This is a genomic window from Mycobacterium sp. NGS58, assembly GCF_059812385.1.
This window is the reverse complement of the sequence record NZ_JCALCO010000004.1, coordinates 204,562-218,182: the sequence shown is the minus strand read 5'-3', so window position 1 is coordinate 218,182 and position 13,621 is coordinate 204,562. Positions and strand designations below refer to the sequence as shown.

The following is a 13,621-nucleotide window of genomic DNA, read 5'->3' as shown; positions in this document are numbered from 1 at the left end:
TCGATTTTTCGCGGCTGGTTGACGGCCCTGCTTGTCTAAAGACCGCCCGGATAGCATGGTCGTCGACCCATCGAGCCTTGGAGACCGCCGCAATGACCGCCGCCGCAGAGCCCAATCCGCAAGCCCCGATCCGGGTGCCTGCCGGGACCACCGCGGCGGCCGCGGTCGGTGAGGCGGGGCTGCCGAGGCGGGGCACGCCCGACGCCGTCGTGGTGGTGCGCGATGATTCGGGAAAGCTGCGCGATTTGAGTTGGACGCCCGACAGCGACGCCGACGTGGTCCCCGTGGCGGCCAACACCGACGAGGGCCGCAGCGTCATCCGGCATTCGGCCGCGCACGTGCTGGCCCAGGCCGTCCAGGAGCTGTTCCCGCACGCCAAACTGGGCATCGGGCCGCCGATCACCGACGGGTTCTACTACGACTTCGACGTGACGGAGCCGTTCACGCCGGAGGATTTGGCGAAGCTGGAAAAGCGGATGCGCCAGATCGTCAAGGAGGGACAACTTTTCGACCGGCGCGTGTACGAGTCCAAGGACGCGGCGCGGGCCGAGCTGGCCGACGAGCCCTACAAGCTCGAGCTCGTCGACGACAAGTCCGGCGACCCCGACATCATGGAAATCGGCGGGGACGAGCTCACCGCCTACGACAATCTCAATCCCCGTACCCGGGAACGGGTTTGGGGCGACCTGTGCCGCGGCCCGCACATCCCGACCACCAAGCACATCCCGGCGTTCAAGCTCACCCGCAGCTCGGCCGCCTATTGGCGCGGCGACCAGAGCAACGCCAGCCTGCAACGCATCTACGGCACCGCCTGGGAGTCGCAGGAGGCGCTGGACGCCTACCTCGAGCTGATCGAAGAGGCGCAGCGCCGCGACCATCGCAAGCTGGGCAGCGAGCTGGATCTGTTCAGCTTCCCCGACGAAATCGGTTCGGGCCTTGCGGTTTTCCATCCCAAGGGCGGCATCATTCGTCGCGAGCTGGAGGAGTACTCGCGGCGCAAGCACATCGAGGCCGGGTACGAGTTCGTCAACACCCCGCACATCACCAAAGAGCAGCTCTACATCACGTCGGGCCACCTTCAGTGGTACGCCGACGGCATGTACCCGCCGATGCACCTCGACGCGGAGTTCAATGCGGACGGCACGGTGCGCAAGCCCGGGCAGGACTACTACCTCAAGCCGATGAACTGCCCGATGCACCACCTCATCTTTCGATCGCGCGGTCGCTCGTATCGCGAACTTCCGTTGCGGCTCTTCGAGTTCGGCAGCGTGTACCGCTACGAGAAGTCGGGCGTCGTGCACGGGCTGACCCGGGTGCGCGGCATGACCCAGGACGACGCCCACATCTACTGCACGCGAGAGCAGATGCGCGACGAGCTGACCTCGCTGTTGCGCTTCGTCCTGGACCTGCTGGCCGACTACGGCCTCAACGACTTCTACCTGGAGCTGTCCACCAAAGACCCGGAGAAGTACTCGGGCTCCGACGAGATGTGGGACGCGGCCACCGAAGTCCTGCGGGAGGTCGCCGAGGCTTCCGGGTTGCATTTCGTTCCCGACCCCGGCGGGGCGGCGTTCTATGGGCCGAAAATCTCGGTGCAGGTCAAGGACGCGTTGGGCCGCAGCTGGCAGATGTCGACGATTCAGCTCGACTTCAACATGCCGGACCGATTCGAGCTGGAATACACCGCGTCCGACGGGTCGCGGCAGCGGCCGGTGCTGATTCACCGGGCGCTCTTCGGCTCGATCGAGCGGTTTTTCGGCATTCTCACCGAGCACTATGCGGGGGCGTTTCCGGCGTGGCTGGCGCCGGTGCAGGCGGTGGGCATACCGGTCGCCGATGAACACGTCGGATACCTGGAAAGCGTTGCCGCACAGCTTAAATCGCATGGAGTGCGGGTGGAGGTCGACACCAGTGATGACCGGATGGCCAAAAAGATCGTGCACCACACCGCCCAGCGGGTGCCGTTCATGTTGCTGGCCGGTGACCGCGACGTGCAGGCCGGCGCGGTCAGCTTCCGCTTCGGTGACCGCACGCAGATCAACGGCGTGCCCCGCGACAGCGCGGTCGATGCGATCGTGAAGTGGATCGCCGACCGCGAGAACTCCGTGCCCACAGCCGAACTCGTGAAAGTGTCAAGTGGTGAGTGACCGTGAGTGATCGCGAACCCGCCGAGCGGGGTGCCGACGACGCCATCCTGGACAGGGGTGTCGGCGAGCAAGATCACCTGCAGCGGTTGTGGACGCCGTACCGGATGACCTACCTGGCCGAAGCGCCGCTGAAGCGCGACAACGGCAAAACCGAGCAGCCGTTCACCGACATTCCGCACCTCGCCGACGAGGACGGTTTGGTGGTCGCACGCGGCGAGCTCGTCTACGCCGTGCTCAACCTGTACCCCTATAACCCCGGACACCTGATGGTGGTGCCCTACCGGCGGGTCTCCGAGCTCGAGGACCTGACCGACCCGGAAAGCGCGGAGCTGATGTCCTTCATTCAGAAGGCGATTCGCGTAATCAAGAACGTCTCGCGGCCGCACGGTTTCAACGTCGGCCTGAACCTCGGGACATCGGCCGGCGGGTCACTGGCCGAGCACCTGCACGTGCACGTGGTGCCGCGCTGGGGTGGCGACGCGAACTTCATCACCATCGTCGGCGGGTCGAAGGTGATACCGCAGTTGCTGCGCGAGACGCGCCAGCTGCTGGCCACGGAGTGGACAAAACAACCATGAGCAAGATGCCGTTCCTGTCGCGGGCGGCGTTCGCGCGGCTGACCACCCCGACCGCGAGGGCGTGCCTCCGGGTGGGCTTGACCCCCGACGTCGTCACGATCCTGGGCACCATCGTCGCGGTGGCCGGGGCGCTGACCCTGTTTCCGATGGGCAAGTTGTTCGCCGGCACGCTGGTGGTCTGGTTCTTCGTCCTGTTCGACATGCTCGACGGGGCGATGGCCCGGGAACGCGGCGGCGGCACCAGATTCGGCGCCGTGCTGGACGCCACCTGTGACCGGGTCAGCGACGGCGCGGTGTTCTGCGGGCTGCTGTGGTGGATCGTCTTCGGCCTGCACGACAAGCTGCTGGCGGTGGCCACGCTCATCTGCCTGGTCACCTCGCAGGTGATCTCCTACATCAAGGCCCGCGCCGAAGCCAGCGGGCTGCGCGGCGACGGCGGGCTGATCGAGCGGCCGGAACGGCTGATCATCGTGCTCGTCGGCGCGGGCGTGTCCGACCTTCCGGTGTATCCGCTGCCGTGGGCGTTGCCCGTGGCGATGTGGGTGCTGGCGGTGGCGAGCCTGGTCACCTGCGCGCAGCGGTTGCACACGGTGCGCACCTCCCCGGGTGCGACCGACAGGCTGGTGAGCGAGCCATGATTCCCAGTCCGCCGGGCATGAAAATGATTGGGGCACAACCCCTTCGCCAGCTGGCAGGCCGCATGGCGGGCCGTGTCACGGGCAGGGTGGGTGCCGACTGGGCGTACGCGTCGGGCTGGATGGCGGTGCGTGCGATGCCGGAGTTCGCCGCGCGCAACGCCTTTGCGGCCGGGGCACGTTACGCCGCCCGCGGCGGCGGTCCCGGCCAGCTGCGCAAGAACCTGGCCCGCGTGATCGGGGTGCCACCCGCGGATGTGCCGGACTCGCTGATGCGGGCCTCGCTGGCCTCCTATGCCCGCTACTGGCGCGAGGCGTTCCGCCTGCCGGGCATGGACCTGGGCGTGCTGGGCCGCGAGCTGCACGACTCGGTCCTGGGGTCAGAGAACATCGAGGCGGCGCTGGCCAGCGGCCGCGGCGCCGTGATCGCGTTGCCGCACAGCGGTAACTGGGACATGGCGGGGGTGTGGCTGGCGCAGACACACGGCACCTTCACCACCGTCGCCGAGCGCCTCAAACCCGAGTCGCTGTACCGGCGCTTCATCGCCTACCGCGAAGGCCTCGGCTTCGAGGTGCTGCCCCTGTCCGGGGGAGAACGGCCGGCGTTCGACGTGTTGTGCGATCGGCTGCGGGCCAACCGGGTGGTGTGCCTGATGGCCGAGCGCGACCTGACCCGCACCGGTGTCCAGGTCGACTTCTTCGGCGAACCCACCCGGATGCCCGCGGGGCCGGCGAAGCTCGCCATCGCGACCGGCGCGGCCCTGCTGCCGGCGCACTGCTGGTTCGAGGACCGGGGCTGGGGCGTCGATATACAGTCGTCGCTGGATTGCACCAGTGGTGACGTCGGCGCCATCACCCAGGTGTTGGCCGATCATTTCGCCAAGAACATCGCCGCCCGTCCCGAGGACTGGCACATGATGCAGCCGCAGTGGCTCGCCGACCTCCCCGAAGCCAAGCAGGCCCGGCTGAAGGAAACCTGATGCGAATCGGGATGGTCTGTCCCTACTCGTTCGACGTTCCCGGCGGGGTGCAGTCGCACGTCCTGCAGCTGGCCGAGGTGATGCGCGCCCGCGGCCATGACGTCAGCGTGCTCGCGCCGTCCTCGCCGCACGCCGAGCTGCCCGACTACGTCGTCTCGGCGGGCAAGGCCGTCCCGATCCCGTACAACGGGTCGGTGGCCCGGCTGCGGTTCGGGCCGGCCACCCACCGCAAGGTGAAAAAGTGGCTCGCCGAAGGCGATTTCGACGTGCTGCATCTGCACGAACCCAACGCGCCGAGCCTGTCCATGTTGGCCCTCAACATCGCCGAGGGCCCGATCGTCGCCACATTTCACACGTCCACCACCAAATCGCTGACGCTGACGGTGTTTCAGGGCATCCTGCGCCCGATGCACGAGAAGATCGTCGGCCGGATCGCGGTCTCCGATCTGGCCCGCCGCTGGCAGATGGAGGCCCTGGGCACCGACGCGGTGGAGATCCCCAATGGCGTCGACGTCGCCTCGTTCGCCTCGGCCCCGCACCTGGACGGCTACCCGCGCCCGGGCAAGACGGTGCTGTTCCTGGGCCGCTACGACGAGCCCCGCAAGGGCATGGCCGTGCTGCTCGAAGCGCTGCCGGCGCTGGTCGAGCGGTTTCCCGACGTGCAGCTACTGGTCGTCGGGCGCGGCGACGAAGACCAATTGCGCGCCCAGGCAGGCGAACTGGTGGAGCACGTCCGTCTTCTCGGCCAGGTCGACGACGCGGGGAAAGCGTCGGCCATGCGCAGCGCCGACGTGTATTGCGCGCCCAACCTCGGCGGGGAGAGTTTCGGCATCGTCCTGGTCGAGGCGCTGGCCGCCGGCACCCCGGTGGTGGCGAGCGATCTGGACGCCTTCCGTCGCGTGCTGGGCAACGGTGACGTGGGATGCCTGGTACCCGTCGGCGACGGTGACGCGCTTGCCGATGCGCTGATCGCGGTGCTGGAGGATGATGTGCTGCGGGAACGGTATGTGACGGCCGGTTCGGCAGCTGTCCAGCGCTACGACTGGTCGGTGGTGGCCAGCCAGATCATGCGGGTTTACGAGACGGTCGCCGCGTCAGGCGCCAAGGTTGAGGTGGCCAGTTGATGACATGGCTGATTGTCGCCATCGCGGTAGTCGTCGCGGTGCTGGCAATATTCGGCGTCTGGGCATACCGGACCGCGAACAGGCTGGATCGCCTGCACGTCCGCTACGACCTGTCGTGGCAGGCGCTCGACGGAGCATTGGCACGGCGCGCGGTGGTGTCGCGCGCCGTCGCCATCGACGCCTACGGCGGTGCCTCCGAAGGGCGGCGGCTGGCGGCGCTGGCCGACGCCGCGGAGGGGGCGCCCCGGCCCGCGCGGGAAAACGCCGAGAACGAGCTGTCGGCCGCGCTCGCCGTCGTCGATCCGGCATCGCTGCCGGCCGGTCTGATCGCCGAGCTGGCCGATGCCGAGGCCCGGGTGGTGCTGGCCCGTCGCTTCCATAACGACGCCGTCCGCGACACCCTGGCCCTGGCCGAACGGCGGTTGGTGCGGCTGTTCCGCCTCGGTGGGACCGCCGCGCTGCCCACCTATTTCGAGATCGTCGAGCGGCCACACGCCCTGGCCCACGGCGATCACGGCGTCCTCAACCACCGCACCTCGGCGCGCGTCGTGCTGCTCGACGACACCGGCGCGGTGTTGCTGCTGTGCGGGTCGGATCCCGCGCTTGCTCGCCTCCACGCGCCGAAGTGGTGGTTCACCGTGGGCGGCGAGGTGCAGCAAGGGGAGCGGCTGGCCGAGGCCGCCGCGCGGGAGCTGGCCGAGGAGACCGGTCTGCGGGTCGCGCCCGCGGAGATGGTCGGCCCGGTGTGGCGGCGCGACGAGGTCTTCGAGTTCAACGGCTCGCTGATCGACAGCGAGGAGTTCTACTTCGTCTACCGCACCCATCGGTTCGAGCCGTCGCGCACGGGCCGAACCGAGCTGGAACGCAGCTACATCCACGGCCACCGCTGGTGTGACGCTGCTGACATCGCTGCGCTGGTCGCCGCGGGGGAGACCGTGTACCCCATGCAACTATCCGGACTGCTCACCGACGCGGCCGCGCTCGCCGGCGGCCGCGCCCCCGGGCCGTTGCTGTCCATCCGCTGACTCCGCGAGTGAACGCGGGCCAAACCGCCTCATTAGACTGGGTCGACAACGGTTGAAGGAGATCATGCAGTGAGTACCGCCCACCCGAGCAACGGGCGAACCGGAACGGCGCGCGTCAAGCGCGGCATGGCGGAGATGCTCAAGGGCGGCGTCATCATGGACGTCGTCACCCCAGAGCAGGCCAAGATCGCCGAGGCCGCCGGCGCCGTCGCCGTCATGGCGCTGGAACGGGTGCCCGCCGACATCCGCGCGCAGGGCGGGGTGTCGCGGATGAGCGACCCGGACATGATCGAGGGCATCATCGCCGCCGTGACCATCCCGGTGATGGCCAAGGCCCGTATCGGCCACTTCGTCGAGGCGCAGATCCTGCAGAGTCTCGGCGTCGACTACGTCGACGAGTCCGAGGTGCTCACCCCCGCGGACTACACCCACCACATCGACAAGTGGAAGTTCACCGTGCCGTTCGTGTGCGGGGCGACCAACCTCGGAGAAGCGCTGCGGCGCATCAGCGAGGGCGCGGCCATGATCCGGTCCAAGGGCGAAGCCGGCACCGGCGACGTCTCCAACGCGACCACGCACATGCGGGCGATCGGGGGCGAGATCCGTCGCCTTACATCGTTGTCGGAAGACGAGTTGTACGTCGCCGCAAAGGAATTGCAGGCGCCCTATGACCTCGTCGTCGAGGTGGCCCGGGCGGGCAAGCTGCCGGTCACCCTGTTCACCGCGGGCGGCATCGCCACCCCGGCCGATGCGGCGATGATGATGCAGCTCGGTGCGGAGGGCGTGTTCGTGGGTTCGGGCATCTTCAAGTCCGGCGATCCCGCCGCGCGCGCGGCCGCGATCGTGAAGGCCACCACGTTCTACGACGATCCCGACGTGCTCGCCAAGGTGTCGCGCGGGCTGGGCGAGGCGATGGTCGGCATCAACGTCGAGCAGATCGCGGAGCCCCATCGGCTGGCCGAACGCGGCTGGTAAAAACAGTCCGTGGCGATCGAAGAGATCCTCGATCTCGAGCAGCTCGAGGTCAACATCTACCGTGGCAGCATCTTCAGCCCAGAGTCGGGATTCCTGCAGCGCACTTTCGGGGGCCATGTGGCCGGCCAGTCGCTGGTGTCAGCGGTGCGGACCGTCGACCCGCGCTATCAGGTGCACTCGCTGCACGGGTATTTTCTGCGCCCCGGGGACGCTTTAGCGCGCACGGTCTTCATCGTCGAGCGCTCCCGCGACGGCGGCTCGTTCGCCACACGACGGGTGAACGCCATCCAGCACGGGGAGATCATCTTCAGCATGGGCGCCTCCTTCCACACCGACCAGGAAGGCATCCATCACCAGGACGCCATGCCGGCCGCGCCGCCCCCGGACGGCCTGCCGGGGCTGAACTCGATCAAGGTCTTCGACGACGCCGGGTTCAAGCAGTTCGAGGAGTGGGACGTCTGCATCGTGCCGCGCGAGCGCCTGCACCTGTTGCCGGGCAAGGCCTCCCAACAGCAGGTGTGGTTCCGCCACCGCGACCCGTTGCCGGACGATCCGGTCCTGCACATCTGCGCGCTGGCCTACATGAGCGACCTGACGCTGCTGGGATCGGCGCAGGTCACCCATCTCGACGTGCGGGAGCACCTGCAGGTGGCGTCGCTCGACCACGCGATGTGGTTCATGCGGGCGTTCCGGGCGGACGAGTGGCTGCTGTACGACCAGAGTTCGCCGTCGGCCAGCGGCGGACGTTCGCTGTGCCAGGGCAAGATCTTCACGCAGTCCGGCGAGATGGTCGCGGCGGTCATGCAGGAGGGGCTGACCCGCTTCAAGCGCGGGTACCAGCCGACCAACCAGTGAGCGCCCCGCGCATCGGAGTCCTGGCGCTGCAGGGCGACACCCGCGAGCACCTGGCAGCCCTGCGCGAGGCGGGAGCCGAGTCGATGCCGGTGCGCCGGCGCGGCGAGCTGGAGGCGGTGGACGGGCTGGTCATCCCGGGTGGGGAATCGACCACCATGAGCCACCTTCTTCTCGACCTCGGGCTCCTGGAGCCGTTGCGGGGCTTGCTCGCCGAGGGGTTGCCCGCCTATGGCGCGTGCGCCGGGATGATCCTGCTGGCCAGCGAGATCCTCGACGCCGGCGCGGGCGGGCGTGAGGCGCTGCCGCTACGTGCAATCGATATGACGGTGCGGCGCAACGCTTTTGGGCGTCAGGTCGATTCGTTCGAGGGTGCCATCCCGTTCGCGGGGCTGAGCGATCCGGTGCGTGCGGTATTCATCCGCGCCCCCTGGGTCGAGCGCGCCGGCGCCGAAGTCGAGGTGCTGGCCAGCGCGGCCGGCCACGTCGTCGCGGTGAAGCAGGGCCGCAAGCTGGCCACGGCGTTTCACCCCGAGATGACCGGTGACCGGCGCATCCACCACCTGTTCGTCGACCTCGTCACCGGCTGACGGTCGATGGTGGGCTGGACGCCGCATCCCTGTCGTGCGGTGACTCGTGGGGCCGCTGAGACGGCCGGGTAGCGGCCGGGCAATTCATCCCGACCGCCCACGTAGACTCGTCTGGCCACAAAAACAAGAGGACATTCAGATAGGACAGCAATGAGCGGCCATTCCAAGTGGGCCACCACCAAGCACCAGAAGGCCGTCAAAGACGCGCGCCGCGGCAAGGAATTCGCCCGGCTGATCAAGAACATTGAGGTCGCCGCGCGAACCGGCGGTGGCGACCCGGCGGGCAACCCGACGCTCTACGACGCCATCCAGAAGGCGAAGAAGACGTCGGTGCCCAACGACAACATCGAACGCGCCCGCAAGCGAGGCGCTGGCGAGGAAGCCGGCGGTGCCGACTACCAGACCATCATGTACGAGGGTTACGGACCCAACGGCGTGGCGGTGCTGATCGAGTGCCTCACCGACAACCGCAACCGCGCGGCCGGCGAGGTCCGGGTGGCGGTGACCCGCAACGGCGGCAACATGGCCGATCCCGGCTCGGTGTCTTACCTGTTCACCCGCAAGGGCGTCGTCACGCTGGAAAAGAACGGACTCACCGAAGACGATGTGCTGACCGCCGTGCTGGACGCCGGCGCCGAGGACGTCAACGACCTCGGTGAGAGCTTCGAGGTCATCTCGGAGCCGACCGACTTGGTGGCGGTGCGTACCGCGCTACAGAACGCCGGCATCGACTACGAATCGGCCGAGGCCAGCTTCCAGCCGTCGGTCAGCGTGCCGGTCGACGTCGAGGGCGCGCGCAAGGTGTTCAAGCTGGTCGACGCGCTGGAGGACAGCGACGACGTGCAGAACGTCTGGACCAACGTCGACCTGTCCGACGAGGTGCTCGCCGCCCTCGACGAGGAGTAGGAGTGTCGATCGCAAGCGCGGCGCCGGCGCCGGCGCGGCGGGTCGGCAGCATCAGAACTAGTCGTACCCGTGCCGCATGTCCTCGACGATGCGGGGGTTCTCCAGGGTCGACGGCTCCACCGGCCTCGGCCCGATGTCGCCGGAGAAGACGCCCGCGGCGTCGAGCACCTGCTGGTTGAGGTAACGCAGCGGCGGCGCATCGGTGGGCACCTTCGGCGCGGGCGCGGCCTCGGCGCGCTGCGCCAGGGCGAACCCCCAGTCACCGAACGTCGGCACGTGCACGTGATACGGCGTGACCGCGTAGCCGGCCGCCCGGATCGTCGAAACCGTGCGCCAATATGCCGTCGGGGTGGAGAAGGGGCTGCCCGCCTGCACCACCATCAGCCCACCGGGAGCCAGCGCGCGGGCGACCAGCGTGTAGAACTCCGTGGAGTACAACCGGCCCAGCACGGGCGTGTCGGGGTCGGGAAGGTCGACGATCACCGCGTCGAAGCGGTCCACGTTCGGCCCGCGCAACCAGTTCATTGCGTCCTCGGTCAGCACGGCCACCCGCGGGTTGTCCAGCGAGCCGCCGTTGGCGGCGCGCAGCGTGGTGCGTGCGACGTCGATCACCGCGGGGTCGAGCTCGACCTGCACGATCCTGGAAACGCCCGGCTGGCGCAGCAATTCGCGCGCCGCCAGGCCGTCTCCGCCGCCCAGCACCAGCACCGAATGGGCGCCTTGGGAAACCCCGCCGAGGGCCGGGTAGACGAGGCTCTCGGTGTAGCGGTACTCGTCGCGGGTGGAGAACTGCAGCCCGCCGTTGAGATACAGCCGGGTGTCGTTGCCGCGGCGGGTTACCACGATCTCCTGATAGGCCGTGTGCCGGTAGGCGATGATCGGGTCGGCGTAAAGCCTTTGCCTGCTTGTCGTTTCGATGTCGGCCGACCGCAGCAGCAGGGTGGAGAGCAGCCCCGCGGCGGCGGCCAGCGCGCACAGTGCCAGCATCAGCTGCCGCGCCGAAACCACTTGTCGTAACAGGAAAATCGCCACGACGGCGGCCGCCGCCAGGTTGATCATGCCGGTGGCCGCCGCGCCGCGAATCATCCCCAACTGCGGCAGCAACAAGAACGGCCAGACCAGCCCGCCCAGCAACGCGCCCAGGTAGTCGGCGGCGTTGAGGTTGGCCAGCGTCCGCCCGGCGTCGGCCGCACCGGCGAGCCGACCGCTGTGCAGCAGCGTCATCAACAGCGGCACCTCGGCACCCACCAGGGCGCCGATGAGCGCCGTGCTGAGCGCGAGCACCCACGTCGACCCGTCCACGAACGCGAACACCACGTACAGCGCCGCCGCCGACAGGCCACCGATGATGCCCAGCAGTGCCTCGACGGCGATGAAGGTGATCGCGGCGTGCGCCAGCAGCGGCTTGACCAGCAGGGCACCGACGCCGAGCGCGGCGATGTAGCCCGCGACGATCAGGGAAGTGGCGACGATCCCGCCGCCGTCGAGACTGGCCGACAGCGTCAGCAGCGCGAGTTCGTAGATGATGCCGCACGCCGCGCACGCCGCGACGGCGGCCAGCAGCAGCGCCCGCCACCGACCCGAGGGCCCCGCGGACGGCGCCGCCTCGGGCGGCCGCACATCGACAGCGCTCATGACACCGCCGCGGCGGTCACCCCTCCCACCGCGAGCAGGATCAGCGCCACGGCGAACGATCCCGGATGCAGCTCCGGCTCGTCGATGTGCTCGTGGAAGCTGCCCGGTATCAGCAAGTGCATCGCCAGCAGCGCTATCCCCAGCAGGATCACGCCCATCAGCCCGTACACCGCCACGCCCAGGAGTCCCTGGCCCAGCTGGCTATAGCTGTTGGCGATGGCGGTGATGATGACGACGGTCAGGGCGATGTACATCGCGCCCGCCACCACCACGGCGTTGGGGCGGCGGTCGATGAAAACCAACTGGCGCAACTTCCCCGGGGTCAGCACGTCGACCGCGTAGAACCCGATGAGAAGCACGGCCATGCCGACGACGAAGTACAGGATCGTCGCGACCGCGCCTTTCAGCACGGGATTGAGGTCGACGGTGCCGATCTCGACGGCGAGGTACATGGTGCTCTCCTTTGCGATGGTGGGAGTCACTTGATTCCGCCGGGGCCGCCGGGGGTGCCTCCGGCGCCGCCCGAGGGGGATCCAGGGGAAAATCCGGGGCCCAGGAAGATGAAGGCGCCGTGGCTGTATCCGGCGCTCAGCGGTTCGACGCGGATACTGCACGGGTAACCGCCGTCGGGGCCGACGATCACGATGTTGTTGCTGTAGCGCAGGTACTCGGTCTTGCCGTTGTCGGCCCGCGCGTCGGGTTGGGCATAGTCGGCGAGCGCGTCGGCGACCTGTTCGGGCGAACCGGTGCACTGGTATCGAGTGCCGTTCGCGTCGCGGGCGTACTCGTGATAATGACCGGCCACGTACGAGGCAATGTTCTTCTGCAGCAGGATGATTCCGAAGATCAGACACGCCACGGCGGCCGCGCCGAGCACACCGGCGACCACGAACAGACGGTTGCGGCTCACGGGCGCCACCGGCTGGCCGTGTGGACCACCGTTCCGCCGCCGCCCGCAAGGCGGCCCGGATAGAGGTGCCAGGTCCGCCAGCGCCAGCCGGCGCCGTCGGGTTCGGCGGCCAGCACCGTCAGCGCCGCGTCATCGCCGGGGAAGATGCCGCCGAGCCAGCCCGCCCGGTGGGCGCAACGGCCGCGCAGGTCCCGCGCGAGCCGGCGAAAGCTCGACTCGTCGTGGGTGTCGGTATGCGACTGCAGGCTGTAGCCGGGCGCGTCGGTGCGCTCGGGTAGGTCGGCCCCGAGATTGCGTGCCGTGCAAGAGATCTCCTCGGAAAACGCGTGCTCGACCGCGACCACATGTGACGCGCCGAGAACGCCCAGCAGGAGCGTGGCACCACCGGTGGGGTGGGCCAGGCGGCAGCTGGCCAGGGGCGCGGGCACGGGCGCGTTGAGCGCGAGTCCCAGCCTTTCCCCGGATACGTCGGCCGGAGTCACGGCGAGCTGATGAAGGGGCACCGCGAAGACCTCTTGCCCTAGGCCGCGCTGGGTGGGGGTGCCGAATACACCGTGATTTCGCCCGGCGAGACGGACTTGCCCGTCGATACCTCCCAGGGCATGTCCGGGGCCCAGCGCTCGAACGAGAGCAGCGCCGACTCGTCGGCGTTGGCGCAGTCCACGAACTCCATCTCGCCCCCGGCCGGCAGGCCGGTGGTGCCTTCGGTCGTGTAGGAGGCGCGGCCGCGTTCGGATTCATGGAACGTCACGCCGTCGACGACGTATTGGTCGCCGGGCCGCAGGGACACATCCTTGCGGGTGACCCACATCGCCAGTTCCAGGCGGCCGTCGTCCTCTTCGACACTGAACCAGAGCGGCTGCTCGCCGCCCTCCAGCAGGTGCTCCCACCACACAAAGGGCCCTTCGCGGAAGGTGACCGAACCTCGCACGATGTAGTCGATCCCGCCGTAGCTGACGACGGCACCGGGGCCGAGTTGGCGCGGCCCGAACTGCGGCATCGCGTCGGAGGAGAGCGGGTCCTGCCGCCCGCCCCGCTGGGCCGGTTGCTTGGGTCGCCGCAAAGCCACCACCAGCACCACGATGGAGGCGATGAAGAGCACCACGGCAATAATGACCAGCACAGATCCCATGCCAACCCCTCCGTTGCCACGCTGCTCGAGCGAACGTGGGCTAAAGCTAACAGCTTTTCGGCGGGTTCGGCGACGTAACGTTGCCCCGGGAAGCGCCGCGTGTCCTACCCAGACCCGTCGCCGGTGGCCGCT

Annotated in this window: 15 protein-coding genes; 10 read left to right on the top strand and 5 right to left on the bottom strand. The window is 68.6% G+C overall.

The window, feature by feature from the left end:
- The first annotated feature begins 92 nt into the window (after positions 1 to 92).
- The 10 genes from thrS (at position 93) to AC5Y4H_RS06215 (ending at position 9,812) form a co-directional block, all read left to right on the top strand.
- Positions 93 to 2,147 carry a threonine--tRNA ligase gene (gene thrS, locus AC5Y4H_RS06260; protein WP_499979471.1) on the top strand — a complete coding sequence of 685 codons (2,055 nt, stop codon included), beginning with the start codon at positions 93 to 95 and terminating at the stop codon, positions 2,145 to 2,147.
- A 2-nt stretch (positions 2,148 to 2,149) separates the two neighbouring features.
- A complete protein-coding gene (locus AC5Y4H_RS06255) occupies positions 2,150 to 2,725 on the top strand; it encodes an ATP adenylyltransferase (RefSeq protein ID WP_499979469.1) in 576 nt (191 codons plus the stop codon).
- Positions 2,722 to 3,363 (top strand): phosphatidylinositol phosphate synthase, encoded by a 642-nt coding sequence (gene pgsA, locus AC5Y4H_RS06250; RefSeq protein ID WP_499979467.1) that lies wholly within the window; start codon positions 2,722 to 2,724, stop codon positions 3,361 to 3,363. Before AC5Y4H_RS06255 ends, pgsA begins: the two co-directional genes overlap by 4 nt.
- A gap of 23 nt (positions 3,364 to 3,386) precedes the next feature.
- The gene (locus tag AC5Y4H_RS06245) at positions 3,387 to 4,340 is read left to right on the top strand and encodes a phosphatidylinositol mannoside acyltransferase (RefSeq protein WP_499979594.1); all 954 of its coding nucleotides are present in this window, start codon (positions 3,387 to 3,389) and stop codon (positions 4,338 to 4,340) included.
- Positions 4,340 to 5,464: a glycosyltransferase family 4 protein gene (locus AC5Y4H_RS06240; RefSeq protein WP_499979466.1), complete on the top strand. Its 1,125-nt coding sequence runs from the start codon at positions 4,340 to 4,342 to the stop codon at positions 5,462 to 5,464. Before AC5Y4H_RS06245 ends, AC5Y4H_RS06240 begins: the two co-directional genes overlap by 1 nt.
- Positions 5,464 to 6,489: an NUDIX hydrolase gene (locus AC5Y4H_RS06235; RefSeq protein ID WP_499979464.1), complete on the top strand. Its 1,026-nt coding sequence runs from the start codon at positions 5,464 to 5,466 to the stop codon at positions 6,487 to 6,489. The genes AC5Y4H_RS06240 and AC5Y4H_RS06235 overlap by 1 nt, the downstream gene beginning before the upstream one ends.
- Positions 6,490 to 6,558: 69 nt before the next feature.
- Positions 6,559 to 7,464 (top strand): pyridoxal 5'-phosphate synthase lyase subunit PdxS, encoded by a 906-nt coding sequence (gene pdxS / locus AC5Y4H_RS06230; RefSeq protein WP_499979461.1) that lies wholly within the window; start codon positions 6,559 to 6,561, stop codon positions 7,462 to 7,464.
- Positions 7,465 to 7,473: 9 nt separating this feature from the next.
- Positions 7,474 to 8,319, top strand: coding sequence for an acyl-CoA thioesterase II (gene tesB / locus AC5Y4H_RS06225; RefSeq protein WP_499979459.1), 846 nt, complete (start codon positions 7,474 to 7,476; stop codon positions 8,317 to 8,319).
- Positions 8,316 to 8,906, top strand: a complete 591-nt coding sequence (gene pdxT / locus AC5Y4H_RS06220; protein ID WP_499979458.1) for a pyridoxal 5'-phosphate synthase glutaminase subunit PdxT — start codon at positions 8,316 to 8,318, stop codon at positions 8,904 to 8,906. The genes tesB and pdxT overlap by 4 nt, the downstream gene beginning before the upstream one ends.
- Before the next feature lie 150 nt (positions 8,907 to 9,056).
- The gene (locus AC5Y4H_RS06215) at positions 9,057 to 9,812 is read left to right on the top strand and encodes a YebC/PmpR family DNA-binding transcriptional regulator (RefSeq protein WP_499979457.1); all 756 of its coding nucleotides are present in this window, start codon (positions 9,057 to 9,059) and stop codon (positions 9,810 to 9,812) included.
- 57 nt (positions 9,813 to 9,869) lie between these two features.
- Here the strand turns inward: AC5Y4H_RS06215 and AC5Y4H_RS06210 are convergent, their stop codons facing one another.
- Genes AC5Y4H_RS06210 through AC5Y4H_RS06190 form a run of 5 tightly spaced genes read right to left on the bottom strand, consistent with a single transcriptional unit; the run spans position 9,870 to position 13,489 of the window.
- A complete protein-coding gene (locus AC5Y4H_RS06210) occupies positions 9,870 to 11,447 on the bottom strand; it encodes a polyamine aminopropyltransferase (protein WP_499979455.1) in 1,578 nt (525 codons plus the stop codon).
- Positions 11,444 to 11,899 carry a DUF350 domain-containing protein gene (locus tag AC5Y4H_RS06205; RefSeq protein ID WP_067350310.1) on the bottom strand — a complete coding sequence of 152 codons (456 nt, stop codon included), beginning with the start codon at positions 11,897 to 11,899 and terminating at the stop codon, positions 11,444 to 11,446. Before AC5Y4H_RS06205 ends, AC5Y4H_RS06210 begins: the two co-directional genes overlap by 4 nt.
- 26 nt (positions 11,900 to 11,925) lie before the next feature.
- Positions 11,926 to 12,357 carry a DUF4247 domain-containing protein gene (locus AC5Y4H_RS06200; RefSeq protein ID WP_499979453.1) on the bottom strand — a complete coding sequence of 144 codons (432 nt, stop codon included), beginning with the start codon at positions 12,355 to 12,357 and terminating at the stop codon, positions 11,926 to 11,928.
- Positions 12,354 to 12,860, bottom strand: a complete 507-nt coding sequence (locus tag AC5Y4H_RS06195; protein WP_499979451.1) for a DUF2617 family protein — start codon at positions 12,858 to 12,860, stop codon at positions 12,354 to 12,356. The genes AC5Y4H_RS06200 and AC5Y4H_RS06195 overlap by 4 nt, the downstream gene beginning before the upstream one ends.
- 17 nt (positions 12,861 to 12,877) lie before the next feature.
- Positions 12,878 to 13,489: a DUF4178 domain-containing protein gene (locus AC5Y4H_RS06190; RefSeq protein WP_499979450.1), complete on the bottom strand. Its 612-nt coding sequence runs from the start codon at positions 13,487 to 13,489 to the stop codon at positions 12,878 to 12,880.
- Positions 13,490 to 13,621 lie beyond the last annotated feature (132 nt).